The 25,176-nt window shown below is 65.9% G+C and carries 23 protein-coding genes; 16 read left to right on the top strand and 7 right to left on the bottom strand.

All coding sequences use genetic code 11. From position 1 onward, the window contains the following. Positions 1-10: 10 nt before the first annotated feature. From WMN78_RS07865 to WMN78_RS07830, 8 genes are all read left to right on the top strand, one after another. Complete coding sequence (locus WMN78_RS07865) at positions 11-1,351, top strand: aromatic acid/H+ symport family MFS transporter (RefSeq protein ID WP_340533111.1); 1,341 nt, start codon at positions 11-13, stop codon at positions 1,349-1,351. After that, on the top strand, positions 1,344-2,594 hold the full coding sequence (locus tag WMN78_RS07860) for an FAD-dependent oxidoreductase (protein WP_340533109.1): 1,251 nt from the start codon (positions 1,344-1,346) through the stop codon (positions 2,592-2,594). The genes WMN78_RS07865 and WMN78_RS07860 overlap by 8 nt, the downstream gene beginning before the upstream one ends. Before the next feature lie 209 nt (positions 2,595-2,803). Further along, positions 2,804-3,298, top strand: a complete 495-nt coding sequence (locus WMN78_RS07855) for an HAD domain-containing protein (RefSeq protein WP_340533107.1) — start codon at positions 2,804-2,806, stop codon at positions 3,296-3,298. 171 nt (positions 3,299-3,469) lie between these two features. Next, complete coding sequence (locus WMN78_RS07850) at positions 3,470-4,678, top strand: inorganic phosphate transporter (protein ID WP_340533105.1); 1,209 nt, start codon at positions 3,470-3,472, stop codon at positions 4,676-4,678. Next, positions 4,679-4,900: a hypothetical protein gene (locus WMN78_RS07845; protein ID WP_305940971.1), complete on the top strand. Its 222-nt coding sequence runs from the start codon at positions 4,679-4,681 to the stop codon at positions 4,898-4,900. A gap of 429 nt (positions 4,901-5,329) precedes the next feature. After that, a complete protein-coding gene (locus WMN78_RS07840) occupies positions 5,330-6,112 on the top strand; it encodes a hypothetical protein (protein ID WP_340533103.1) in 783 nt (260 codons plus the stop codon). Beyond that, a complete protein-coding gene (locus WMN78_RS07835) occupies positions 6,109-6,978 on the top strand; it encodes a hypothetical protein (RefSeq protein ID WP_305940973.1) in 870 nt (289 codons plus the stop codon). The genes WMN78_RS07840 and WMN78_RS07835 overlap by 4 nt, the downstream gene beginning before the upstream one ends. Positions 6,979-6,991: 13 nt before the next feature. Further along, entirely contained in the window at positions 6,992-7,534 is a 543-nt protein-coding gene (locus WMN78_RS07830) for a dihydrofolate reductase family protein (RefSeq protein WP_317781746.1), read from the top strand. A 44-nt stretch (positions 7,535-7,578) separates the two neighbouring features. On the opposite strand, the gene WMN78_RS07825 is transcribed toward WMN78_RS07830, so the two are convergent. Beyond that, positions 7,579-8,043, bottom strand: a complete 465-nt coding sequence (locus WMN78_RS07825; RefSeq protein ID WP_340533097.1) for a hotdog fold thioesterase — start codon at positions 8,041-8,043, stop codon at positions 7,579-7,581. On the opposite strand from WMN78_RS07825, the gene polA reads away from it, so the two are divergent. The 3 genes from polA to rpsA all read left to right on the top strand — a co-directional run bounded on the left by polA (position 8,042) and on the right by rpsA (position 13,956). After that, positions 8,042-10,897, top strand: coding sequence for a DNA polymerase I (polA, locus tag WMN78_RS07820; protein WP_340533095.1), 2,856 nt, complete (start codon positions 8,042-8,044; stop codon positions 10,895-10,897). The genes WMN78_RS07825 and polA overlap by 2 nt on opposite strands. A 75-nt stretch (positions 10,898-10,972) precedes the next feature. Further along, positions 10,973-12,262: a GNAT family N-acetyltransferase gene (locus WMN78_RS07815; RefSeq protein WP_340533093.1), complete on the top strand. Its 1,290-nt coding sequence runs from the start codon at positions 10,973-10,975 to the stop codon at positions 12,260-12,262. A gap of 218 nt (positions 12,263-12,480) precedes the next feature. Beyond that, entirely contained in the window at positions 12,481-13,956 is a 1,476-nt protein-coding gene (gene rpsA / locus WMN78_RS07810; RefSeq protein WP_011691911.1) for a 30S ribosomal protein S1, read from the top strand. 111 nt (positions 13,957-14,067) lie between these two features. Here the strand turns inward: rpsA and WMN78_RS07805 are convergent, their stop codons facing one another. The 3 genes from WMN78_RS07805 to WMN78_RS07795 form a co-directional block, all read right to left on the bottom strand. Continuing rightward, complete coding sequence (locus WMN78_RS07805; RefSeq protein ID WP_340533091.1) at positions 14,068-14,496, bottom strand: DUF1810 domain-containing protein; 429 nt, start codon at positions 14,494-14,496, stop codon at positions 14,068-14,070. Between the two features lie 75 nt (positions 14,497-14,571). Beyond that, positions 14,572-15,105 (bottom strand): GNAT family N-acetyltransferase, encoded by a 534-nt coding sequence (locus tag WMN78_RS07800; protein ID WP_340533089.1) that lies wholly within the window; start codon positions 15,103-15,105, stop codon positions 14,572-14,574. Further along, positions 15,092-15,778 (bottom strand): YigZ family protein, encoded by a 687-nt coding sequence (locus WMN78_RS07795; RefSeq protein ID WP_340533088.1) that lies wholly within the window; start codon positions 15,776-15,778, stop codon positions 15,092-15,094. The genes WMN78_RS07800 and WMN78_RS07795 overlap by 14 nt, the downstream gene beginning before the upstream one ends. 65 nt (positions 15,779-15,843) lie before the next feature. On the opposite strand from WMN78_RS07795, the gene coaE reads away from it, so the two are divergent. The 4 genes from coaE to WMN78_RS07775 all read left to right on the top strand — a co-directional run bounded on the left by coaE (position 15,844) and on the right by WMN78_RS07775 (position 21,984). Continuing rightward, positions 15,844-17,109 (top strand): dephospho-CoA kinase, encoded by a 1,266-nt coding sequence (coaE, locus tag WMN78_RS07790; RefSeq protein WP_340533087.1) that lies wholly within the window; start codon positions 15,844-15,846, stop codon positions 17,107-17,109. Positions 17,110-17,149: 40 nt separating this feature from the next. Continuing rightward, a complete protein-coding gene (gene uvrB / locus WMN78_RS07785) occupies positions 17,150-19,231 on the top strand; it encodes an excinuclease ABC subunit UvrB (RefSeq protein WP_340533085.1) in 2,082 nt (693 codons plus the stop codon). A gap of 164 nt (positions 19,232-19,395) precedes the next feature. Continuing rightward, positions 19,396-20,424, top strand: coding sequence for a TerC family protein (locus tag WMN78_RS07780; RefSeq protein ID WP_340533083.1), 1,029 nt, complete (start codon positions 19,396-19,398; stop codon positions 20,422-20,424). 129 nt (positions 20,425-20,553) lie between these two features. Then, a complete protein-coding gene (locus WMN78_RS07775; RefSeq protein WP_340533081.1) occupies positions 20,554-21,984 on the top strand; it encodes an MFS transporter in 1,431 nt (476 codons plus the stop codon). On the opposite strand, the gene WMN78_RS07770 is transcribed toward WMN78_RS07775, so the two are convergent. After that, positions 21,970-23,310, bottom strand: coding sequence for an alpha/beta fold hydrolase (locus WMN78_RS07770; RefSeq protein WP_340533201.1), 1,341 nt, complete (start codon positions 23,308-23,310; stop codon positions 21,970-21,972). The two genes, WMN78_RS07775 and WMN78_RS07770, sit on opposite strands and share 15 nt — an antisense overlap. Before the next feature lie 31 nt (positions 23,311-23,341). Continuing rightward, on the bottom strand, positions 23,342-23,842 hold the full coding sequence (locus WMN78_RS07765) for a GNAT family N-acetyltransferase (protein ID WP_340533079.1): 501 nt from the start codon (positions 23,840-23,842) through the stop codon (positions 23,342-23,344). Positions 23,843-23,987: 145 nt separating this feature from the next. On the opposite strand from WMN78_RS07765, the gene WMN78_RS07760 reads away from it, so the two are divergent. Continuing rightward, a complete protein-coding gene (locus WMN78_RS07760) occupies positions 23,988-24,788 on the top strand; it encodes an SGNH/GDSL hydrolase family protein (protein WP_340533078.1) in 801 nt (266 codons plus the stop codon). A gap of 14 nt (positions 24,789-24,802) precedes the next feature. Here the strand turns inward: WMN78_RS07760 and WMN78_RS07755 are convergent. Further along, positions 24,803-25,176: DUF3516 domain-containing protein (locus WMN78_RS07755; RefSeq protein WP_340533077.1), on the bottom strand; the 374-nt coding region annotated here is incomplete at its 5' end.

The raw sequence follows: 25,176 nt of genomic DNA, 5'->3' as shown, positions 1-25,176 counted from the left end.
CAGTAGTGGCATGAATCACACACCTTCCGCTGCAGCGCCGCAACGGTCCTCGCCCGGGGCTCCCGCCCCCACAACCGCCGATGGCCCTGCATCGCGGTTCTCGAAAGCTTCGGCCGCAGCCGTCCTCGTCTGCTGGCTCTTAGTGGTCTTCGATGGCTATGACCTCATCGTCTACGGCACTGTCCAGTCTTCCCTGATTACCGAGACCGGCTGGGGCCTGAACAAGGCCACCGCCGGGACCATCGGGTCCATGGCCTTCCTCGGCATGATGATCGGTGCGATCTTTGCCGGCCGGATGGCGGACTCGTGGGGACGCCGTCGCACCATCCTGGGTTGCGCCATCGTGTTCTCCATCTTCACCGTCCTCTGCGCCTTCGCCCCCAACGCCGCCGTCTTCGGTGCCCTCCGGCTCCTCGCCGGCATCGGCCTGGGCGGCCTGGTGCCGTCGGCCAACGCCCTCGTTGCCGAACTCGTCCCCACCAAGTGGCGGTCCACCATCGCCACCCTGATGATGTCCGGTGTGCCGATCGGCGGATCGATCGCCGCCCTGGTCGGCATCCAGCTGATTCCCGCCTTCGGCTGGCAGTCGATGTTCCTCGTGGCCGTCCTGGCCCTGGTGATCGTGGTGCCGCTGGGACTGAAATACCTCCCGGAGACGCTGGCCCCGGCCAGCGCCGCAGGGACGGACGCCGGCAAGGCCCGCGCAGTCAGGGAACCTTCCGGCTTCTCCTCCCTGCTCCGGGCCCCGTACCTAGGGGTCAGCATGCTGTTCGCCCTGGCGACCATCGCCACCCTGTTCGCCTGGTACGGACTGGGAACCTGGCTGCCTAACCTCATGCAGCTGGCCGGCTACAATCTGGGTTCCGCGCTGACCTTCGCCCTGGCCCTCAACCTGGGGGCGGTAGCCGGTTCGGTCATCACGGCCTGGGCCGGGACCCGGTTCGGCCCTGTACCAACCGCCATCGCCGCCGCCGCCGTCGCCGCCGGTGCGCTGGTGGTCCTCGTGACCGGACCGTCCGTGACGGTGGTGTACCTCATGCTGGTCCTGGCAGGCGTCGGCACCCACGGCACGCAGTGCCTCATCATCGCCGCCGTCGCGAGCCACTATCCCGGACACCTCCGCGGTACCGCGCTGGGCTGGGCACTGGGGACGGGCCGCATCGGCGCCGTCGTCGCACCCCAGGTGGGCGGCCTCCTGCTGGCCGCCGGGCTGGGCGTCAATTCCAATTTCATTGCCTTCGCCGGTGCAGCCGCCATCGCAGCGGTCCTGCTGGCCGCCGTCGGACTCAAACTCAAATCAAAACTTTCACCCTCATCCACCCCCTCATCTACAGGAGCAATCAATGTCTGAGCACGCCACGTCCACCGATGTCCTCGTCATCGGAGGGGGAATGGCCGGACTGGCCGGAGCCCTCGCGCTGCGCGAAAACGGTGCCAACGTCACCCTCGTGGAGCGGGCTCCGGAATTCGGTGAAGTCGGCGCCGGGCTGCAGATGGCCCCCAACGCCTCGCGCGTCCTCCGCCGCTGGGGCCTGCTGGAAAAGGCGCTGGAAATCGGCGTCCAGCCCAAACACCTGGTCTTCCGCGACGCCGTGACCGGCGAGGAGCTCACCCGCCAGACGCTTGGCGCTGAGTTCGAGGAGCGCTACGGCGCCCCGTACGTCGTGATCCACCGCAGCGACCTCCACCGGGTCCTCCTCGAAGGGTGTGAAGCGGCCGGCGTGACGCTGGTTAACGACGTCATGGTCGAGAGTGTCGAAACCGTAAACGGCCGCGGCGTGGCCCACACCGCGTCCGGTGTGGACTACGAGGCAGACGTGGTGATCGGCGCCGACGGACTCAGGTCCACCCTGCGCCCGTTGGTGACCAGCGACGAGCCCGTCTCCTCAGCCTACGTTGCCTACCGCGGCACCGTTCCGATCACCGAAAACACCCCCAAGGCCGACCTCGAGGACGTCATTGTCTACCTCGGCCCCGACTGCCACCTCGTGCAGTACCCGCTGCGCAAGGGCGAGCTGCTGAACACCGTGGCCGTCTTCAAGTCCCCCTCCTTCGAGCGCGGCGACGAGCAGTACGGCGGCGTCGACGAGCTCGAGGCCGCCTACAAGGACTGCGTCCCGGCCGTCCAGGATGCGCTCAAGAACCTGGCCACCGGCATCCGCTGGCCCATGTACGACCGCGACCCGATCGAGAACTGGGTGGCCGGCCGGATGGTGCTGATGGGCGACGCCGCGCACCCGATGCTCCAGTACCTCGCGCAGGGCGCCTGCCAGGCCCTCGAGGACGCCGCCGTGCTGCAGGACGTCAGCAGCGGAACCGTCTTCACAGCGGAAGGCGTCAACCCGGACGCCTGGGACGGAGCGATCAGGGAATTCAACAACCTCCGCGCCGGCCGCACCGCCCGGGTCCAGCGCACCGCCCGCGTGTGGGGCGAGTCCTGGCACGTCTCCGGTCTGGCCCGGACGCTGCGCAACCTGCTCTTCAAGAGCCGGAAGGACAACGACTTCCAGTACAACGACTGGCTGTACGGCCAGACCGGCGAGGGACTGCCGGCCCAGGGCCGTCCGGCAGCCGCGGCTAAGGTTTCGGCCTGAGGCTGCACCCTCACCTGAGGCTGCACCGGTTCCTAGAACTGCACCTTGAGAAGTGCCGGACACGTTTCCGTGTCCGGCACTTTTTGCGTCCGGCACTTTCCTGTCTGCCACTTCTGCGGCCGCCCTTCCTGTCGGCCCCCGCGCTGTTGCCTGCGCAACTGCCCGTCGGTAACGTTTTTGGTGGAACTCCCGGAGGAAAGGACGCCGCCGTGAGGAACGTCTCCCTCTATCTGGACGTCGACGGAGTCCTCTGCCCGTTCGGGGCCACCGGTGTTACGGACTGGGGGAGCAGGTGGCGGATATCCGACGCCGGACTCCTCGAGGTGACGTACGCCGGCGAGCTTGTGAACTCCCTCAACACGCTGTCCCTGACACCCGGCCTCCGGTGCGTGTGGCTCACCAGCTGGGAGGAGATGGCCCCGGAATACCTGTGCCCTGCAATCGGCCTCGCCGGGCGCGAATGGCCCGTCCTGGCCAGCGCTGGACCGGCCGGCGGTGAAAGCTGGTGGAAACTGCAGGCCATCCAGCGTGACCTCGAAACGACGGCGCCGGAACGGGCCGTGTGGATCGACGACCAGCTTGAATTCGAAGCCGAGGCCCGCGCCTGGGCATCCATCCTTGGCCCGCGCCTGCTGCTGATTTCACCGCATCCCAGGCGAGGATTGTCCCGCGCTGAACTGGAGGCCGTGCGTGCTTTCCTTTGACCGCCGGTTGTTTTGTCCTCAGGGCGTTGACGCGTACGATCGTTAGGGTTTCAAGCCCCTTCCGAACAACACCACGTGAATTTCCGGCAAACGCCCGGGTGACGCTGCGTGCGGACAGGGGGCACGGGGAAGTGGAACTGCTGACCGTCGACTCTGCAGATTGGGCAACAGGTGGAAATCACCTTCATGGTGGCGCTGGTAATAGCGCTGGCACTTTTTTTCGACTTCACCAATGGCTTTCATGACACCGCAAACGCAATGGCTACGCCCATCGCCACCGGTGCCATCAAACCCAAGACGGCGGTTGCCCTGGCAGCAGTCCTGAACCTGATCGGAGCGTTCCTTTCCACTGAAGTTGCCAAGACTGTTTCCGGCGGCATCATCAAGGAGGGATCCGACGGCATCCAGATCACCCCGGACATCATCTTTGCCGGACTGATGGGCGCCATCCTCTGGAACATGATCACCTGGCTCAAGGGCCTTCCGTCAAGTTCATCGCACGCCCTCTTTGGCGGCCTCATCGGCGCAGCGATCGCCGGCATCGGCATCCACTCGGTGAACTTCGAGTCCCTCATGCAGAAGGTCATCCTGCCCGCCATCTTCGCTCCGGTCATCGCCGGAGGCGTCGCGTACGTGTGCACCCGCCTCGCCTATGCACTCACTTCCCGGCATGATCCGGAGACCGGCAGCAAGCTCACGCAAAAGCGGGGCGGTTTCCGCACGGGCCAGATCTTCACCTCCAGCCTCGTAGCACTGGCACACGGCACGAACGACGCGCAGAAGACCATGGGCATCATCACCCTGGTGCTGATCGCCGCCGGCACGCAGCAGCCGGGCTCCGGCCCCCAGTTCTGGGTGATCGCAGCCTGTGCCTTCGCCATTGCGATCGGCACCTACGCCGGCGGCTGGCGGATCATCCGCACCATGGGTTCGGGCCTGACGGACGTCAAGCCCGCGCAGGGCTTCGCTGCGGAAGCCAGCACGGCCTCAGCGATCCTTGCGTCCTCGCACCTGGGCTTCGCGCTGTCCACCACCCAGGTGGCCTCCGGATCAGTGATCGGTTCCGGGCTGGGCCGCAAGGGCACCTCGGTGCGCTGGGGCACGGCCGGCCGGATCGCCGTCGGCTGGCTGTTCACGCTGCCCGCCGCCGGGATCGTCGGCGCGCTGACCGCACTGCTGGTCAAGACAGGCGTTGTCGGTGTTGTCATTGCCGCCGTGGCCGGGACCGGCGCAGTGCTGTTCATGTTCTTCCAGTCCCGCAAGTCCCATGTGGGCCACCACAACGCCGTGGAAGTGGAGGAAGCAGGGCAGGCCGTCCGCTTCCGCAAGAAAAAGGCATTGGCCGCCAGCCGCGCCCACAAGCTGAACGGTGGAAAATAAATGAAATGGTTGGAACTGGTCCAGGTGGCCGGCGCCACGCTCCTCGCCGCCGTGACGGTAGTGGTCCTGTACTCCATCGGAGTCCGCTTTACCGCGATCGCCGGTGACCCCGAACAGGCTACGCCGCGGTGGATGAAATCGCTTGCCTACGCCTGCTTCGGGCTCTGCGGCGTGGCGGTGCTGTTCGGGCTTTACCTGATCATTCCGTACTTCAGCAAATAGCTCAGCAGTCAGCGCCTTGCCGGCGCCACCTCTGGAACGCGCGGTGCTGCTCTGGCGGATATGGCCCATCGGGGGAATAGTTAACACTGTTTCAGCGTGTTTGGTCCGGTGGCGCCGCCGGCCGATTCCGGGAGCCATCCCGAGGGGTTCTATCCAGGCCGGTTCCCCAGCCGGGAACCGCGAGCAGGTGGGTCTGTCATGCACAGTCAAACCGGGGCTGCAGCCCGGCTAGCGGCCCGGCTACCAGGAACCGCGGCGGCTGTCTGCCTGCTGCTTCTCACCAGTGGATGCTTCGCTCCGCCGTCCCCGCCACCTGAGCCCCGGACAAGCACGACGACGGCGGCGCCCCCCGCGGCCGCCGACACCTCCGCCACTGCCTCCTCCGATGTCAACAACGGCCTGCCAACGGCCGGGCCGTTGCCGGGACCGGTGGACGGCCCCCCGCCCGCGGCCGGCGCCCCCGTTATCCGCTGGATCCCCATCGGACCGGCGGCTCCCTCCGACCCGCCGGAGGGAGCGCTTTACGAGCTCCTGCGCAACCGCGACTGTGCAGGTCTGCGCGAGTCAACCCTCAACACAGGGTTCCCTGAGGTGTGGGCGGCTGCGGAAGCCACGTGCCAGGCGCTGGCCACGGACCTGCCGCAGGACTGGCAACGGGCGGAGGCTGCGCTGGCCGGTGTCACCGGCCTGCCGCCACAGCGGTGCTGGGAGATCAAAGTCACGGAATCACTTCGCCAGGCACAGGACGTCCGGGGCGCATTCCCCGGCGTCCAGCTCCGTCTGGATGCTGCAGGGGCGGGTGATGACTGCCCGCGGCGGCTGACCGGCCTGACGGTCCTGGACGGACCCCATGCGGGCGCGGCTGCCCCCACCGTTCCCTCCACCGGCGGCACCCAGGTGCGGCTGGAGGGGTTCTTCGTGACCGTGGACAGAATCCTGGTGGAGGGCATACCTGTCGACAACGGCGGCCAGCAGTTCGGGCCGCAGTTTGGTCCGTTTATCTTTTCCGCTCCGCCGGCCGCAGGCGCCTCCTCCGTAAGGGTCACGGTGGAGGCAACGCCGCCGGTGTCCGGTGAAGCTGTGTTGTTCTACTCCGATCCGCCGCCCCCCGGTCCCGGGCCCACGCCGACCGAAACGACAACGTCAGGCCCCGCCACGTCCGCGCCGCCGCAGACAGAGTCGACCGCAGAGCCGGCGGCGCCGCAGCCATGAGCGGAGACCCGGAGGCAGATCCCCGCTGGAAACGCGCCGTCGACATGCTGGCGGTCATCGGCCCGCCGCTGACCATTGCCACGGCATTGCTGGTCTACTTCGGCTGGGCCCGGACGGATGCCCAGGCGAAGGCCATGGGGCTGGACGTGAGCCTCTTTGGATACACCGTGCAGGACTTCGTCCTCCGGAGCATCCCTTCACTATTCATCCCGCTTGTCTGGCTGCTGATTGTGGCTGTCGGCTGGCTCTCCCTGGACCGGTTCCTGGCAAGGCACCTGGCCGCCGGCCGCACCGCAGGCATCCGGCGGCTCGCCGCGGTGATCCTGATAGCCGGATTGGCCTGTGCAGCAGCGATGTGGCTTGTAGTGATCCTGCAGCCTGAACGCACGGTACTGTTCGTGCCGTACATCATGGCCGGAGGCGTCCTGCTGGCCGCCTGGGGCCTGAGCCTCTGGCGGCGCTCCGCGCCAGAGCCAGGCCGCAGCCTGGCCGCACTTTCGCGGGGATCGGAAAAAACGCTCATCTTCTGCCTGGTCACCCTGCTGCTTTTCTGGGGCACCTCGGACTTCGCCCAGGCGCTGGGACGGGGACTGGCGGTGAGCTACGAGGAGCGGTCCGCGCTCCTGCCCACCGCGGTTGTCTTCAGCAAGGACCGTCTGGGCATCAGTGCGCCCAACGTCCATGAACAGTCCAGCGGCACGGCGGAGAATCCGGTCTACCAGTACAGCGGCCTCCGCCTTTTGGTGGTCAGCGGCGGACGGATCTTCCTGCTTAATGAGGGCTGGACGCTCCGGAGCGGCAAAGTAGTGGTGCTCCGTGACGATCCCGGCATGCGTGTGGAGTATGGGAACCCTGAGTCGAAATGACTAGGCTGTGGCCATGTCCAGTCTCCAATACTTCGTGGCCGCATCCCTCGACGGATTCATCGCCACGTCAGATGACAATCTGGCCTGGCTCCTCCAGTTCGACGGGTTCGAGGGCGGACGCGAAAGCTACGAATCATTCATGGCAGACGTCGGCTGTATCGTGATGGGCGGGGAAACCTACGCCTGGCTGATGGAGCACGAGCCCGGCAACTGGCCGTACCCCGACACGCCATGCTGGGTTTTCACCCACCATGAACATTCAGCGCCCCGGGGCGCTGACATCACTTTCGTCCGCGGCGACGTGCGTGAATTCATGGATGACTTTACGGCCGAGGCGGACGGCAAGAACATCTGGCTGGTTGGCGGGGGAGAGCTCGCGGCCCAATTCGCCGATGCCGGCCTGCTGGACGAAATCATCGTGTCCATCATTCCGGTGGTGCTCGGCGCAGGTAAGCCCGTGCTGCCCATCAGGACAGGTCCCACCCGGCCGCTGGAACTTGCGGCGTCCACCACCATGGGCAGGGGGATCGTCGAGCTGCGGTACCGGCTCAGCTGAACCGTAGGCGCTGAACGTCGGGCGCTGACACCTCAGGAGCTCCGTCAGGGAGCGACGTCCCTGATCAGGTTGGTGATGCGAGCCGTCGAAAGGCGGCGGCCCTTCTCGTCGGTCATCACGACCTCGTGCGTGGTGAGCGTGCGGCCAAGGTGGATGGCCGTGCAGGTTCCTGTCACCGTGCCGGCGGTGATGGCACGGTGGTGCGTGGCTCCCACCTCAATTCCCAGCGCCTGCCGTCCCGGACCGGCGTGCATCCCTGCGGCAAACGAACCGAGCGTCTCTGCCAGCACCACGTGGGCGCCGCCGTGCAGGATCCCGGCCACCTGTGTGTTGCCTTCCACCGGCATGGTGGCGACGGTGCGTTCCGGGCTCATTTCGAGGAAGTGGATGCCCATCTTCACCACCAGGGCGCCAACACCGTATTCGCCAAGCCACTCGTGCATTTCTTCGGGGACGCCAGCGGCCGCCAGTTCGCCAGCGAACTGCCCGGGCGTGAAATTGTCCATCATGGGAACTAGGCTGGCACCTGTGAGCGAAACTACCAAACCGGCCCTTGCCCCATCTGCAGCAGACATCCTCCCGGCACCTGAGTCCGCATCAGCGACTGCGGCCAAGCCCGCCCGGAAAACCACACGCACCGCGGAGCCGGTTTCCGCCACCGTGGCCCCCGTGATTCCCATCACCGACCAGCCCCGACTCCTGGTGCTGGACGGTCACTCCATGGCGTTCCGGGCGTTCTTCGCCCTTCCGGCAGACAAGTTCTCCACTGCCTCGGGACAGCACACCAACGCGATCCACGGGTTCACGTCCATGCTCATCAACCTGATCAAGGAGCAGAAGCCCACCCACATCGCCGTGGCCTTCGACGTTTCCGATGAAACCACCCACCGTAAGGCCGAGTACAGCGAGTACAAGGGGGGCCGCAACGAGACTCCCCGTGAAATGAGCGGCCAGATCGACCTCATCGACAAGGTCATGAACGCCTGGGGCATCAAGACCATCAAGCTGCCCGGCTATGAAGCGGACGACATCCTGGCCACGCTCGCCGCCATGGGGGAAAAGGCAGGCTACGAAGTGCTGCTGGTGACGGGCGACCGGGATGCCTTCCAGCTGATTACGGACAATGTGTTCGTGCTGTACCCCAGGAAGGGCGTCAGCGACATTCCCCGGCTGGATGCCCCCGCCATCCAGGAAAAGTACTTTGTCAGCCCGGCCGAGTACTCCGACCTGGCAGCCCTGGTAGGCGAGACGGCGGACAACCTCCCGGGCGTGCCCGGTGTCGGTCCCAAGACAGCCGCCAAGTGGATCAACCTCTACGGCGGTCTGGAAGGCGTGCTGGAACACCTCGACGCGATCGGCGGCAAAGTTGGCGACGCCCTCCGGGAGAACGTTGAGGCCGTGAAGCGGAACCGCCGGCTCAACAGGCTCCACACAGACCTGGAACTTCCCGTGACACTGGACGATCTTGCAGAGCCGCGGCCGGACCAGGCCGCCCTGGAGCAATTGTTCGATGAGCTTGAGTTCAAAACCATCCGCAGCCGCCTCTTTGCCCTCTACGGCAGCGAAGACGTTGACCTCGCCGAGCGGGAAAGCCTTGATGTTCCTGACTACGTCACGCCCGCCGGTGCGTCCGAGCTCAGTGCCTTCCTCGCCGCAGGCGCCGGTCAACGGTCCGCCGTCGCCGTCGACCTCGTTCCGGGGCGCATCGGCGAGGACGCCGCTGCGCTGGCGATCGTCCGGGACGGAGCCGCGGTTTACATCGATCTTTCCAGCCAGGATGCCGAGGCCGAAAACGTCCTTGCAGCGTGGCTGCGCGACCCGGAAGCGCCCAAGGTGATGCATGGCTTCAAGGCGGCACTTAAGGCCCTGACTGCCCGCGGCCTGGAACTGGAAGGCGTCGTCGACGATACGTCGATATCCGGCTACCTCATTCAGCCCGACCGCCGCACCTACGAGCTCGCGGAGCTGGCGCAGCACCACCTCAACATCGAAATCTCCACCGCCGTTGCGAAGGCCGGGCAGCTGGAACTGGCGTTCGACGGCGATGACGCCGCCGCCGCCGGCGAACTCGTCCACGCTGCCGCCGTCGTCCAGACCCTCAGCCGCTATTTCGAGGCGGAGCTGAAGGAGCGCAAAGCGGAGGAACTGCTCTCCACCCTCGAGCTTCCGGTCAGCCGGGTGCTGGCCGATATGGAGCTCGCCGGAATCGCCATCGACATGGCGCGGATGGATGAGCAGCTGGCCGACCTCGCCAAAGTGATCGACAACGCCCAGGATCTTGCCTTCGCCGCAATCGGCCACGAGGTCAACCTGGGATCACCGAAACAGCTGCAAACGGTGCTCTTCGACGAACTGCAGTTGCCGAAGACCAAGAAGATCAAGTCCGGTTACACCACTGACGCTGCTTCGCTGAAGAACCTGCTCGAAAAGACGGGGCACGAATTCCTTGTCCAGCTGATGGCGCACCGGGAATCGTCGAAGCTTCGCCAGATGCTGGAATCGCTGAAGAAGTCGGTCGCCGAGGACGGCCGGATCCACACCACGTACGCGCAGAACGTGGCGGCCACCGGCAGGATCTCCTCCAACAACCCCAACCTGCAGAACATCCCCATCCGCAGCGAAGAAGGCCGGCGCGTCCGGGGCATCTTTGTGGTCAGCGACGGCTACGAATGCCTCCTGTCCGCGGACTATTCGCAGATCGAGATGCGCATCATGGCACACCTCTCGGGTGATGCCGGCCTGATCCAGGCATACCGGGACGGCGAAGACCTCCACCGGTTCGTGGGATCCAACATCTTCCACGTCCCCACGGACCAGGTCACCAGTGCCATGCGCTCGAAGGTCAAGGCGATGTCCTACGGCCTTGCCTACGGCCTGACCTCATTCGGGCTCTCCAAGCAGCTGGAGATCTCCGTGGACGAGGCCCGAACCCTGATGAAGGAGTACTTCGACCGGTTCGGAGCCGTGCGCGACTACCTCCGCGGTGTGGTGGACCAGGCAAGGATCGACGGTTACACCGCCACCATCGAGGGCCGCCGCCGGTACCTCCCTGACCTCACCAGCACGGACCGGCAGCTCCGGGAAAACGCGGAACGCATTGCGCTGAACTCTCCCATCCAGGGATCGGCAGCGGACATCATCAAGCGCGCCATGCTGGGAGTGCACGCGGAACTGAAGGCCCAGGGACTGAAGTCGCGCATGCTCCTGCAGGTCCACGACGAACTGGTGCTTGAAGTGGCTGCCGGCGAACGGGCCGCGGTAGAGAAGCTCGTCACCGAGCAGATGGGCTCCGCCGCGGATCTCAGCGTTCCGCTGGACGTCCAGATAGGTGTGGGTCCGAGCTGGTACGACGCCGGGCACTAGCAGTTCAGGACACGCAGGACGCCGCTGACCCGGCGTCCTGCGCGGTCACATATTCGGTTCAAGGGGGAGCAGCACGTGGCAGACAAGTATGAGATCCGGCGTTTCAGGGCAGCTGAGAAGGGTGTGTCCGGCTATGAGCAGGGAACCGCTTGGATCCAGGCCGTGGGCTTCGGATTCCACGACACCCGCCGGAACGACGATTACGTTGACAAGATCATGGCCATGTACCGGACGGACGGACGCGAGCTGACCGGTGTCTACCAGACGGGTGCGGTGGCACAGCATTCATTGGGCGCCGGCATCCCCGTAGCAACATTCGGCACCCTTCGCAGGGACCTGAATGTGGGGTACGGCCGTCAGCTCCTCGCGCACATGGTGACGGCGGTAACCGTGCGCGGAACGCACCGGCGCCAGGGCCTCCTGCGCCGCATGATGACGGAAGACCTTGCCGCGGCGAAGGCGGACGGCCTGGCGATGGCGGCGCTGACCGCTTCCGAGGGCTCCATTTACGGCAGGTTCGGCTACGGCGTTGCCACGTTTGAGCGCAGCATCAAGGTGGATACCGGACCACGGTTTAACCTCCGCCACCAGCCTTCCGGCACGGTGGAGATCGCAGACCGGAAGGTGCTCCTCGAACTGGCCCCTGAAGTGTTCAAGCGCGTGCACCGCCACACTCCCGGTTCCATCGTCCGGCAGGACGCCTACCGGCAGAACATCTCCGGAACCGTGGGCCGCGACGGCAATGAAGATGAAGCCATCAAGTGCGCGCTGCATTACGACGCTGCCGGAACGGTGGACGGCTACGTCTCGTACAAATTCGCCGGCTGGGACACCAAGCCCTACACAGTGGAAGTCGTGGACCTGGTGGCAGCAACGGATGACGCGTACCTGGAGCTCTGGCAGTTCCTGGGCAGCATCGACCTCATCCAGCGCGTCAGCTGGGCGGACGCACCGGTGGACGATCCGCTGGTGTGGGCCCTCGAGGATCCGCGCTGCGTCGAGGCGTCCGACCACCGGGATATGCTCTGGCTCCGGATGCTCGACAGCGTCCGGGCGCTGGGTGCCCGGCGCTACTCCGCGGACGGCAGGCTGGTCCTTGCTGTTGAGGACGCCCTGGGATTCGCCGGCGGGACGTACATCCTCGACGTCAGCGGCGGCGCGGCCAGTGTTTCGGCGGCACCGGCAGGGGCGCACCCGGACCTGTTGATGGACGTGGCTGATCTCGCCTCCATCTACCTCGGCGCGGTGTGTCCGGTGACGTTGAAGGCGGCGGGGCGGATCCGGGAACACACGTCCGGTGCCGCACTGCGGGCGAGGCTCATGTTCGAAGTCGAGCGGGCGCCCCACTGCCTGACGCATTTCTAAAGCGGTTTCAGGCCGTCGTTCCCGCGCCCGCCGCTTTGACCGGCGTTGGAGGGTACGACTAGAATAAACGGGCGTGTACTACGTGCGCGTATCTAGAATCCACAAATCAGGATGAACCTGGCAGATCCATGTGTTCTGCCATCATCCGCGCACTCGTCAATACGGGTGGGCGGCGGTCCGCCTGACCGACTAACTATCCACAACGGAGCCCCTACTACATGACCATCACCTCCACCGAGAAGCCCGGTACCCCCGTAGTCGCGATTAACGACATCGGTACCGCTGAGGACTTCCTCGCAGCTGTCGACGCCACCATCAAGTACTTCAACGACGGAGATCTCGTCGAAGGTACCGTCGTCAAGGTCGACCGCGACGAAGTTCTGCTCGACATCGGTTACAAGACCGAAGGTGTCATCCCCTCCCGCGAGCTGTCCATCAAGCACGACGTTGATCCCGGAGACGTTGTCTCCGTTGGCGATCAGGTCGAAGCCCTGGTGCTCACCAAGGAAGACAAAGAAGGCCGCCTGATCCTCTCCAAGAAGCGTGCTCAGTACGAGCGCGCCTGGGGCGACATCGAGAAGGTCAAGGAAGAAGACGGTGTCGTCACCGGTACCGTCATCGAGGTTGTCAAGGGTGGTCTTATCCTCGACATCGGTCTGCGCGGCTTCCTGCCCGCATCCCTCGTCGAGATGCGCCGTGTGCGCGACCTTGCTCCGTACATCGGTCAGCAGATCGAAGCCAAGATCATCGAGCTGGACAAGAACCGCAACAACGTTGTGCTGTCCCGCCGTGCATGGCTCGAGCAGACCCAGTCCGAGGTCCGCTCCACGTTCCTCAACAAGCTGGAAAAGGGCCAGGTTCGTCCCGGCGTCGTTTCCTCCATCGTCAACTTCGGTGCCTTCGTGGACCTGGGCGGCGTAGACGGCCTGGTTCACGTTTCCGAGCTGTCCTGGAAGCACATCGACCACCCGTCCGAGGTTGTCGAAGTTGGCCAGGAAGTCACCGTCGAGGTTCTCGAGGTCGACCTGGACCGCGAGCGTGTTTCCCTGTCGCTCAAGGCTACGCAGGAAGATCCGTGGCAGACCTTCGCCCGCACCCACGCCCTCGGCCAGGTTGTTCCGGGTAAGGTCACCAAGCTCGTTCCGTTCGGTGCGTTCGTTCGCGTCGAAGACGGCATCGAGGGCCTCGTTCACATCTCCGAGCTGGCTGTCCGCCACGTGGAGCTGGCTGAGCAGGTTGTCTCCGTTGGTGACGAGCTGTTCGTCAAGGTCATCGACATCGACCTCGAGCGCCGCCGCATCTCCCTCTCCCTCAAGCAGGCTAACGAGGGCGTTGACGCCGACAGCACCGAATTCGATCCGGCTCTCTACGGCATGGCCGCTGAGTACGACGAAGAGGGCAACTACAAGTACCCGGAGGGCTTCGACCCGGAGTCCAACGAGTGGCTTGAAGGCTACGAGAACCAGCGCGCAGCCTGGGAGCAGCAGTACGCTGACGCCCAGACCCGCTGGGAAGCACACAAGAAGCAGGTTGCCCAGCACGCTGCCGACGACGCTGCAGCTGCAACGTCCGGTGACAGCGATTCCGGCACCACCAGCTACTCCTCCGAGCCTGCTGCAGCCGAGACCGGTGCAGGCACGCTTGCTTCGGACGAGGCTCTTGCAGCACTGCGTGAGAAGCTGACCGGCAACTAATTTCCCGGTTTCCTGAGGACGTAATTCCTTAGGGTCCAGGCAGTTAGCTAGCTGAAGGTGGCCGTCCCCGAAAGGGGGCGGCCACCTTTTTGTTTACCCGGGAGCCTTTGTCTAGCCCAGTAACCGGTCGGTTGCAGGATCCGGGGAACCGTCGAAGTACAGGTCAAGGACCTCCTGGAACACGGGCTCGTCCGGTGCGGCCCGGAGGAAGAGCGTCATGGAGGACTGGAGCTTCCGGGCGTCGATCCCGCCGAAGATGCGGACGGCGCTGAGCCCGGTGTGGGCGGCAACAGCCCCTGCACACTCGCGGAGCCGCGGAGCAAGTACGGGGTGCCGCAGGTAGGCGTTGGCCTCGGCCAGCGAGGTGATGGCATATTTCCGGGAGGTGGCGCTCTGTCCGAGGCCGGCGATCTGCGGGAAGATGAACCACATCCAGTGGCTCTGCTTCTCCCCGTCTATTAGCTCTTCGAGGGCCCTCTGGTATGTCCCGTTCGTGTCCTGGGCCTGCACGAACCGTTCAAGGTCGAAGGGATCTTCCACCGGGTGCCTCCTCCATAGAGTTCAACACTTTCCATCCATCCAACCACCGGACCCGGCCGCGTGGCGAGGGCAGCCTCATCGCAGCTTGATCCGCGCAGTCACTTGGGAACCCGCACCGTTCGGGGCCAGCTCGGCGCCCGCGGAGCGCAGGAGTGCCTGCGCTGCCGAATTTCCGGCAGTGGTTTCTGCCTGCAGCCACGCAGCGCCTGAGCCTAACGCCACAGCACAGACAATTTTCAACGCCTCCCGGCCAATTCCCCGTCCCCGGAAGCTCCGGCCCAGCCACAGGCCCGTTTCCAGGGCAGGGATACCGGACGGCGCTGTTCCGGTTCGCTTGAGCCGGATCGACCCGGCAACCTGCCCGCCACAGCTGATTGCCCAGGACTTCTGGCCGCCCGGCCCGTCGAGGCCGGCTGCCGCGGCGCGATGATAGTCGCGGAACCAGCTGACCCGGTCCTCGTTCCAGCCGGGAGTGGCGCCTAGCGGGGGAGTGACATCGTCGGCCGCGGCGTCCGTCAGGGCGAGGTCCAGCAGGGCCTCGAGGACTTCCCCGGTGACGTCGAGCAGTTCCACCCGGCCCGTCAGGGGTGGTTGTTCAGAAGGGGACATCGATCCATTCCGTTTCTTCCGGCCGCAGGACGGCGCTGCCGGCTGTCAGGGACGCAAGCCGTGCGGCGGCCCGGTCGAGTTCGTCAGGCTGGTCAGCCAGGGCCATCCTGAGGACAGTGTTGCTGGCCCCGTAGCTGGTATCCGCCATCACATAGCCTGCTGTGCGGAGGTCGTTTTCCAGCCGCCCGGCCGCCGAATGCGGAACTTCCACCGAACAGATCCGCAGCCGGCTGCGCCGGACCAGGGGTGCCAGTTCCAGCGCGGAGGACACCGATTCGGAATAGGCGCGCACCAGTCCGCCGGCCCCAAGGAGAATACCGCCAAAATAGCGGACGACGACGGCGGTGATGTCGCTGAGGTCCGTCACCCCGGGCGCTGTCTCCCGCCGGAGGAGGGCTTCGAGCATGGGGATGCCGGCGGTCCCGGACGGTTCGCCGTCGTCGCTGGAACGCTGGATGTCACGGTCCGGCCCTAGTACGAAGGCCGAGCAGTGGTGCCGGGCGTCGTGGAATTCCTTGCGCAGTCCGGCCACCAGGGCCCTCGCACCGTCTTCGTCCCCGGTACGCCGGATCACGGTGATGAACCTCGACCGTTTGATCTCCAGTTCGTGGCGAAAGTCCGGCCCGGCAGCCAGGGTGGTGTAGGCCGTGGCCCGACTCTCTTGCTCTTGCACCGCCCAAGTCTAGTTCGGGCATGGGCCCACGCTGCCAGGGGGACGGCGGGGACTAGTCTGGTGGGGTGCTGAAGATCGGGTTGACGGGCGGCATCGCCTCGGGGAAGTCAGTTGTCGCCTCGCGCTTGCGGGAGCTGGGGGCCGTGCTGGTCGATGCCGACGCCCTCGCGCGTGACGTGGTGGAGCCGGGCACCCCCGGACTGGCCCGCGTGGTGGAAGCTTTCGGGGAGGACATGCTGGCTGCGGACGGCGGGCTGGACCGTGCGCGGCTTGGCGCGCTGGTGTTCGGCGACCCGGACAGGCTCGCGATGCTCAACGGCATCGTTCATCCCCTGGTCCGGGAGCGGGCCGCCGCGATGATCGACGCCGCCCCGGCCGGCGCCGTCGTCGTACAGGACATTCCGCTGCTGGTGGAAACTGGCCAGGGACCTAACTTCCATCTCGTGCTGGTGGTGGATGCGCCCGATGAGGTGCGGGTGCGGCGCATGGTGGAACAGCGGAACATGACCGAGGAACAGGCCAGGTCCCGGATGGCGGCGCAGGCCGCGAGGGAGGACCGCTTGGCCGCCGCGGACGTGGTGCTGGACAACTCCGGAACCGTGGATGAACTAAGAGCTGGCGTTGACCTGCTGTGGGCCCGTCGGCTGGCACCTTTTGCGGACAACATCAGCAAGCAGCGGGCGGCCCCCCGAACGGGCGGGCCGGTACTTGCCGCGTCCGATCCGACGTGGGAAGCCCAGGCTGCCCGCCTGGCCGCCAGGCTGGAGGTTGCGGTCCCGGCGGACATCGTGGCGGTGGACCACATCGGCTCCACCGCCGTACCGGGGCTTGACGCCAAAGACATCATCGACCTCCAGCTGACCGTGGCGGACCTGGCGACGGCGGACCGGATCGCGCCGCTCCTGGCCGCGGCGGGCTTTCCTCTCTGGCCCGGGGTGTTTTCTGACAGCCCCAAACCGTCGCACCCTGATCCGGCGGACTGGGCCAAGCGCCTGCATGGTAATGCTGACCCCGGCCGGCCGGTCAACCTGCATGTCCGTCCTGCGGGTTCACCCGGCTGGTGTTTTGCCCTGTGTTTCCGCGACTGGCTCCGTGACGACGCTGCGGCCAGAAGCGACTACCTGGCGGAAAAGCGGAGGGTGGCAGCCCTCCACAGCGTGGACAAGTCGACGGCGGCCTATGCCGCGGACAAGGAAGCATGGTTCACGGAGCATGCCGCCGGCCGGATGGACGCGTGGGTGCAGCGCACAGGCTGGCTGCCGCCGTCGTACGGGAGGGCGGCAGCCACCGGTCCAACAGCCGGCCCTGCCGGCAGTACCGCCCAAAGCTGAATCAGGTCACGATGTCAGAGCCCGGCGGTAGATTAGATTCATGAGTCTTGCCCAGGAAATCAACCGTGTCGTGGCTCCGTTCGAGGTCATCAGTGAGTTCAAGCCGGCAGGCGACCAGCCGGCCGCCATCGCCGAACTGACCGAGCGCATCAAGAACGGCGAAAAAGACGTGGTGCTGCTCGGCGCCACCGGTACCGGTAAAAGCGCGACGACGGCCTGGCTCATTGAGCAGGTCCAGCGCCCCACCCTGGTGATGGTGCAGAACAAGACCCTCGCCGCGCAGCTGGCCAACGAATTCCGCGAACTGCTCCCCAATAATGCCGTCGAGTACTTCGTGTCCTACTACGACTATTACCAGCCGGAAGCCTATGTGGCGCAGACGGACACCTTCATCGAGAAGGACTCATCCGTCAACGAGGAAGTCGAACGCCTCCGCCACTCCGCCACCAACGCACTGCTGACCCGGCGCGACGTGATTGTGGTGGCCACCGTGTCCTGCATCTACGGCCTGGGCACGCCGGAAGAGTACATCGCGGGCATGGTGACGCTCCGTAAAGGCGCGGAGATGAACCGTGACGATCTGCTCCGGAAATTCGTCTCCATGCAGTACACCCGCAACGACATGGACTTCCACCGCGGCACGTTCCGGGTCCGCGGCGACACCGTGGAGATCATTCCGATGTACGAGGAACTGGCCATCCGGATCGAATTCTTCGGCGATGAGATCGAGAACATCCACACCCTCCATCCCCTGACCGGCGAGGTGATCCGGGACGAAGAGGAGATGTACGTCTTCCCGGCCTCGCACTACGTTGCCGGACCGGAACGCATGGCACGGGCCATCAAGCGGATCGAGGATGAACTCGCTGAGCGGCTGCAGGTGCTGGAAAGCCAGAACAAGCTGGTGGAAGCCCAGCGGCTCCGCATGCGCACCACCTACGACCTCGAAATGATGCAGCAGATGGGCTTCTGCAACGGCATCGAAAACTATTCCTCGCACATCGACGGCCGCGCCCGCGGAACTGCGCCGCACTGCCTCCTCGACTACTTCCCGGACGACTTCCTGCTGGTGATCGATGAGTCCCATGTCACCGTGCCCCAGATCGGCGCCATGTACGAGGGCGACATGTCCCGCAAGCGGAACCTGGTGGACTTCGGCTTCCGGCTGCCCTCCGCCATGGACAACCGGCCGCTTAAGTGGGACGAGTTCCAGGAGCGCGTGGGCCAAACCGTGTACCTGTCCGCCACGCCCGGCAAATACGAACTCGGCAAGTCCGACGGCTTCGTGCAGCAGATCATCCGGCCCACCGGCCTGATTGACCCCGAGGTTGTGGTCAAACCCACGAAGGGCCAGATCGATGACCTGCTGGGGGAGATCAAGACCCGCACGGAGAAGAACGAACGTGTCCTGGTCACCACGCTCACCAAACGGATGGCCGAGGACCTCACCGACTACCTGCTGGGCCACGGCGTGAAGGTGGAGTACCTGCACTCCGACGTGGACACGCTCCGCCGGGTGGAGCTGCTGCGGGAACTCCGCATGGGTGTCTTCGACGTCCTGGTGGGCATCAACCTGCTCCGGGAAGGCCTCGACCTCCCCGAGGTTTCGCTGGTGAGCATCCTGGACGCGGACAAGGAAGGCTTCCTGCGGTCCTCCACCTCGCTGATCCAGACCATCGGCCGCGCCGCCCGTAACGTGTCGGGACAAGTGCACATGTACGCCGACCGCATTACCGATTCCATGGCGCACGCCATCGACGAGACCAACCGTCGCCGCGCCATCCAGGTGGCCTACAACACCGAAAACGGCATCGACCCGCAGCCGCTGCGGAAAAAGATCGCGGACATCACCGACCAGCTGGCCAAGGAGGACGCGGACACCCGCGAACTGCTGGCCACCGCAGGCAAAACCCGAGGCAAGGGCAAGGGAGCTTCCAAGGTGCGCCAGGACGGCCTGGCGGCCGCACCGGCGGAGGACCTTGTGGGCCTGATCGAGCAGCTGACGGAGCAGATGCATGCCGCGGCCGGCGAACTGCAGTTCGAACTGGCCGCCCGGCTGCGCGATGAAGTAGGGGAATTGAAGAAGGAACTGCGGCAGATGCAGGCCGCCGGCCACGCCTAGGGTAAAGTTGTTGTCACGTAGGGGAGTATCCCAAGCGCTACGATCGTCAACACGCACGGCATAGATGCCCTGCCGGGCGTAGCGGGCTGCCGCTTCAGCACCAAGTGCGCAGGCAAGCCGGAGAGACTTACACCGCATCTCTGTACCCTGCGAAAGGTATCCCTGTGCTCGAACTACCCGTCTGGTTCGAGGTCGGCTCACTCGTCGTCCTCGGCCTCATCCTCCTGATTGACCTGTTGCTGGTTGTCCGGCGCCCCCACGAACCTTCCATGAAGGAAGCAGGCCTCTGGGTGGCGTTCTACGTCACGCTCGCCCTGGTCTTTGCGGGCGCCATGTTTGCCTTCACAGGCCCGGAGTACGGCGGGCAATTCGTTGCCGGCTGGGTGACGGAATACAGCCTCAGCATCGACAACCTCTTTGTCTTCATCATCATCATGGCGCGCTTCTCCGTGCCCCGTAAGTACCAGCAGGAAGTGCTGATGGTGGGCATCATCATCGCGCTGATCCTGCGCGGCATCTTCATCCTGCTCGGCGCCATCGTGATCGAGCAGTTCAGCTGGGTCTTCTACATCTTCGGTGCCTTCCTGCTCTGGACCGCCTGGAAGCAGGCCCAGGACGAGGGCGAAGACGAAGAGGACAAGGAAAACCCGCTGATCGCGAAGCTCCGCAAGGTGATTCCGATGTCGGAGAAGTTCGACGGCGGCAAGCTGCGCACCACGGTTGACGGCAAGAAGGTCTTCACCCCGATGCTGATCGTCTTTGTCACAATCGGCCTGACCGACCTGCTCTTCGCCGTTGACTCCATTCCGGCGATCTTCGGCCTGACGCAGAGTCCGTTCATCGTCTTCACCGCAAACCTCTTTGCCCTCATGGGCCTGCGCCAGCTGTACTTCCTGCTCGGCGGCCTGATGAACCGCCTGATCTACCTGAAGCACGCGCTGTCCTTCATCCTGGCGTTCATCGGCGTCAAGCTGGTCCTCCACGCGATGCACGTCAACGAACTCCCGTTCATTAACGGCGGCAAGCACATCGAGTGGGCTCCCGAGATCCCCACGTTCGTCTCACTTGCGGTCATCGTGGGCACCATCATTGTCGCCGTGATCGCCAGCCTGGTGAGCTCCAAGGCTGCCCAGGCGAAGGTGGACGCCCGCCTCGAAGAGGACGCCCGCAAGAGCATGAGCGACGCCGAGTAAGTCTCGCACCGCTTCGAACAAGCACCAAACAACCCCGGTCACGACGTTGGCCGGGGTTGTTTGCCTCTGCGGGCTATCCTTGGTCCAGCGGCCCTGTTTGCCCGGACCACGCGGGGCTATGCTCTGAAGATGGCAAACACTCCCGGGGCGGAGCCCGGAGTTAGCCACGTGCAGCGGCTTCTCCTGCAACGCCATGCCGTCCAGCGGCGCACCGTCATCCTCCTGGGGGCCGCGCAGCTATTGAGCGGAATCGGCACGGGTGCCACCGTAGCCATCGGCTCGTTGCTGGCAGTGGACCTTTCCGGGTCCGGCGTCTGGGCCGGCTCCGTCGCCACCGTGATGACACTCGCCGCCGCCCTCTCGGCGCTGCCGCTCGCTTCGCTGGCCGAGCGCCGCGGCCGCCGTGCCGGCCTGGTGACCGGTCTCACGGCAGCCCTCGCCGGTATGGTGTGCATCGTGGGTTCCGTGGTGTCAGGGAGCTTTGTGTTACTGCTCCTGGGCACGGCCGGCGTGGGGGTCGGCACCGCGTCAAGCCTGCAGTCACGCTTTGCGGCCGTGGACCTCGCCGACGACGAACACCGGGGGAGGGCCCTGTCTGCCGTCGTCTGGGCCATCACCATCGGTGCCGTGGCAGGACCCAACCTCATCCAGCCCGGCGCGGTAGTGGGCCAGGCGGTGGGTCTGCCGCCCATCGCGGGCCCGTTCATCATTTCGGCCGCAGGACTCGTGCTGGCCTGCGCCTTGCTGCATGCAGGGCTCCGCCCGGACCCGCTGCTGTTCGCACGGCAACTCGCAGCGGCCGGGAGCCAGCCGGCCGGGAGTGGGTCAGCCGGGAGCGGTTCAGCCGGAGCACAGCCCGCCGCACCCGGCGGGCGGGCCCTTGGCCGGGGTTTGCGGGCGGCCCGCAGCTCGCAGGGCGCCGTCCTGGCCCTTGCCGCCGTCGTGGGAGCCCACGCCGTCATGGTGGGCGTGATGTCCGTGACCCCGCTGCACCTTCAGGAGCTGGTGGCCGGTCCCGGCACGGCCGCCCACGACGGGCACACCGCCTCCGGCGACGTCCTGGTGATCATTGGCTTCACTATCTCGCTGCACATTGCCGGGATGTTCGCGTTGTCGCCAGTCATGGGGTGGCTGACGGACAAAGCCGGGCGGAAGCAGACCATGGTCGTCGGATTCGGCCTGCTGCTCGCGGCAGTGTCCGTGGCCGGCCTGGGACAGCGGTCAACCGCCGGAGTCGCCGTTGGACTCGTCCTGCTGGGGCTCGGTTGGTCCGCAGCAACGATCGCAGGATCAACGCTCCTGGCGGAAAGCGTCCGCCAGGAAGACCGTGTGGTGGTGCAGGGCGTATCGGACATGCTGATGGGAGCAGCCGGAGCGGCGGGCGGCGCCATCTCGGGCGTCATCCTCAGCTGGGCGGGCTACCCGGGGCTCAACCTGGCGGGAGGCCTGGTTGCTGGAGCCGTCCTTGCCGCAGCCGTCGTCGCGCTACTGCCCGGACGGGCGGGCGGCCGCACGGGCAGGATGTCGCGCACGGCCCGGGGCCGCTCACTTGCGGACTGAGCGCACCATTCCCAGCAGGCGCCCGAAGATGCCTTCGCCGTCGTCCGCGATGCCGTCGTGGTGGAAGTCCGCCGTCTCCCAGACCTGGAGCCCGCGCACCGCCGAGGCCGTTTCGAGCGAGAGGTCCCGGTCAACGTAAATGTCTTCGCTGTACACCGCCGCGGCAACGGGAACGGTGTTCGACGCCAGCCGTTCCGGGTTGTACAGCGGTTTCCAGTCGGGCTTTTCCGCCAGCAGCTGTGCAACGTCCCGCAGCGGACGCAGGGCCGGGTCCTGTTCGAAGTACCAGGGGTAGACCATTTCGCCGGTCAGCAGCGGCTCGGCGGCGTCCGGGCGGAATTCCGGGAAGTCCTGGAGCACCCGCAGCGCGGCCCAGTCCGTCGCCTCGCCCTGGCCGTAGATCGATTCATGCATGAGGGCATACAACGGGTTTCCGGCGCGCGTGACAATTCCACGGACCTGCTCCAGGAACGCGTCCGAGAGGCGTTCACCGTCGGGCGTGGCCACAAAGGCGTCCTCCAGGAGGTGGTGCAGGGTGTCCACCCGGGTGTTGCCGCCAAGGAACGACCCCACCATCTGGAAGCGCTCCACGGTGAGCCGCCCGCCGTCGGGCAGGTGTTCCTCCGTGTCGCGAAGGTGCCGTGCAATCCGGCTGACGGCGGCGCGGTCCTCGGGGTACCAGGCGAAGTATTCGGCGTTGCGGGCGGCGACGCGGCGGTAGGTGGCCTGGTACACCCTGTCCGCCGGGCCGTGCAGCGGCGCGAGTCCGCCGGTGATCAGCGCCTCGCGCAGGCCCTCCGGGGCGAAGGAGAGGTAGCTGAGCGCGCAGAAGCCGCCGTAGCTTTGTCCGTAGATGGTCCATGGGGCGGACCCGAGGGCATGCCGGATGGCTTCGGCGTCAGCCACAATCGAGTCCGCGCGGAAGTGGGCCAGGTACTCCAGCTGGTCCGTTTCGTTCCCGCGCAGCGGGAGCGTGTTGCGGTCGATCACGGTGGACAGCCCCGTCCCGCGCTGGTCCAGCATGAGGATGCGGAAGTCCTTGGCCGCCGCCTTGCTCCAGCCGCCGAGCGAGGGGAACCGGTTACCGCGTCCGCCGGGGCCGCCCTGCAGGTAGAGCAGCCACGGGAGTTCGGCGGCTTCTTCCTCGCTGTGGTCGGCGGAGACGTATTCCCGCGCAAACACCGTGGTCGTCTCCCCGGACCCGTCACCGAAGTGGTCCAGCGGCACCTCGAAAAAGTGTTCGGCCGTGCGCATTCCGCGGTATTCGTGCCGCGCCTTGACAGTATGCAGGACGGCCTTGTGCGGCACGGCGGCGGCCTCCAGCATTCCCACGGCGGCCAGTCCGGTCATCGGAAGATCAGCCAAGGACCTGCGCCTCACGGGCGGTGCCGAAAGACTGAAGGGCTTCCCCCGTCAGCCGGAACGTGGACCACTCTTCCATAGGGAACGCGCCCAGCTTCTTGTAGAAGTTGATGGACGGTTCATTCCAGTCCAGGACGCTCCACTCAACGCGGGCGTAGCCGTGTTCGACGGCGGTGGCGGCGAGGTGCTGCAGCAGCGCCTTGCCGTGGCCCTCGCCGCGTGCTTCCGGAGCCACGTAGAGGTCCTCGAGGTAGATGCCGTGGACGCCTTCCCACGTGGAATAGTTCAGGAACCAGAGTGCGAAGCCCCGGACGTCACCGGGTTCGTTCTCCGCCATCGCGGCGTACACGCGCGGATGTTCGCCGAAAAGTACCCCGGTGAGCATTTCCGGGGTGTTCCGGACGGCGTGGGGTTCCTTTTCGTAGACGGCCAGGTCGTGGATCATCTGCAGGATGACGGGGACGTCGTCTACGGTGGCTGGCCGGATTACACTCATGATGTGGTTCTCGTCTCTCCCTGCTGGAGGGTGTTTTGAAGCTCGGGCTTGATGTCCACTCTACTGAATCCTGCCGCCCTGCTCGATGCGGCGGGAGGCAGGCGGTGCCAACCTACTAGATGACCGGCGGTGGACAATGGACGGCGTGACGGGGCAGCACACCCGGGCGAAACTCCTGCTCATTATTGCGCTGGTAGTGGGAGCGGCCGCGCTTGCCGGCGGAATGCTTCTTCAATTGACCGCCGCGCCCCCGGATCCGGTACAACCGGCAGCCGTGACAGCTGCTCCGGAAGCTCCCGCTCCGGAGATGGCCGCGACCCTCACGGACATCCGGGCGATGGTCAGCAGCCCTGAGGCATTGACCATCAGCGTCCTGGGGGACTCCACCGGGGATGAACCGGGCGAATGGGTCGACCTGTGGGCCCGGGAGTTGGCGGCTCGCGGAACCGTTACCCTGCACTTCTGGGACGGTGCCGCAGCCGACTGGAATGCGCATCCGACGGTTTACCCGGGCCCGGACCGCGCCATCACAGTCTGGAACGGCTCCCGGGCGGGCGCCTCCTACGCTTATCCGCTCGAGCACCTGCACCGGATGCAGCCCGTGCGGCCCTCGTTCACGGTGCTGAACTTTGGGCACAACCCGTCCCCGGACCGGGCTGACGAGGGGGCGGCGGAGCTGCTGGCGGCCTCTGACGCCACGTGGGCCGAGCCGGTTCCGGGAGCAATCGTGCTGCAGAACCCTTCGCTGGGGCTGTGGGAGGAGCAGACGGCGGGCAGCGTGGCCGCGCTTCGCGGGTGGGCGCCGGGCGCCGGCTACCCGCTGATCGATGTCAACGCGGCCTTTCGTGCACGCGGAGGCCTGCCAGGCCTGCTGGCAGACGACGTCCATCCGAATTCCGCGGGACAGCAGCTGTGGGCGGACACGGTCCGTGCCGCCCTGGGCTGACGGCCGGCCTCCGGTCAGAGCCTGCTGACGTCGGTCACCCGTACTACGGCGGTGCCGGTTTCATCCGACGCCGCCAGGTCCACCTCCGCCGATATACCCCAGTCGTGGTTTCCGGCAGGATCGTCGAAGATCTGCCGGACTTTCCACATCCCTGGTTCCTCGGTGATGATCAGCAGGCCCGGCCCGCGGGCGCCCGGCCCGGTGCCGATGTCGTTGTGTTCGTCGAAGTAGTCGTCCAGGACTTCCTCCCAACGGTCCGCATCCCAGCCGGTGCCGCCGTCGAGCTCTCCAAGTTCGGTAGCGGCCTCGTCGGCGAAAAGTTCCACGCGCCGGAACATTTCGTTCCGGACCATCACCCGGAACGCCCTGATGTTGGAGGTCAGCGACG

The sequence above is a fragment of the Arthrobacter oryzae genome (genome assembly GCF_037911235.1).
Classification (GTDB): domain Bacteria; phylum Actinomycetota; class Actinomycetes; order Actinomycetales; family Micrococcaceae; genus Arthrobacter; species Arthrobacter oryzae_E.
This window is presented reverse-complemented; position numbering and strand designations above follow the sequence as displayed.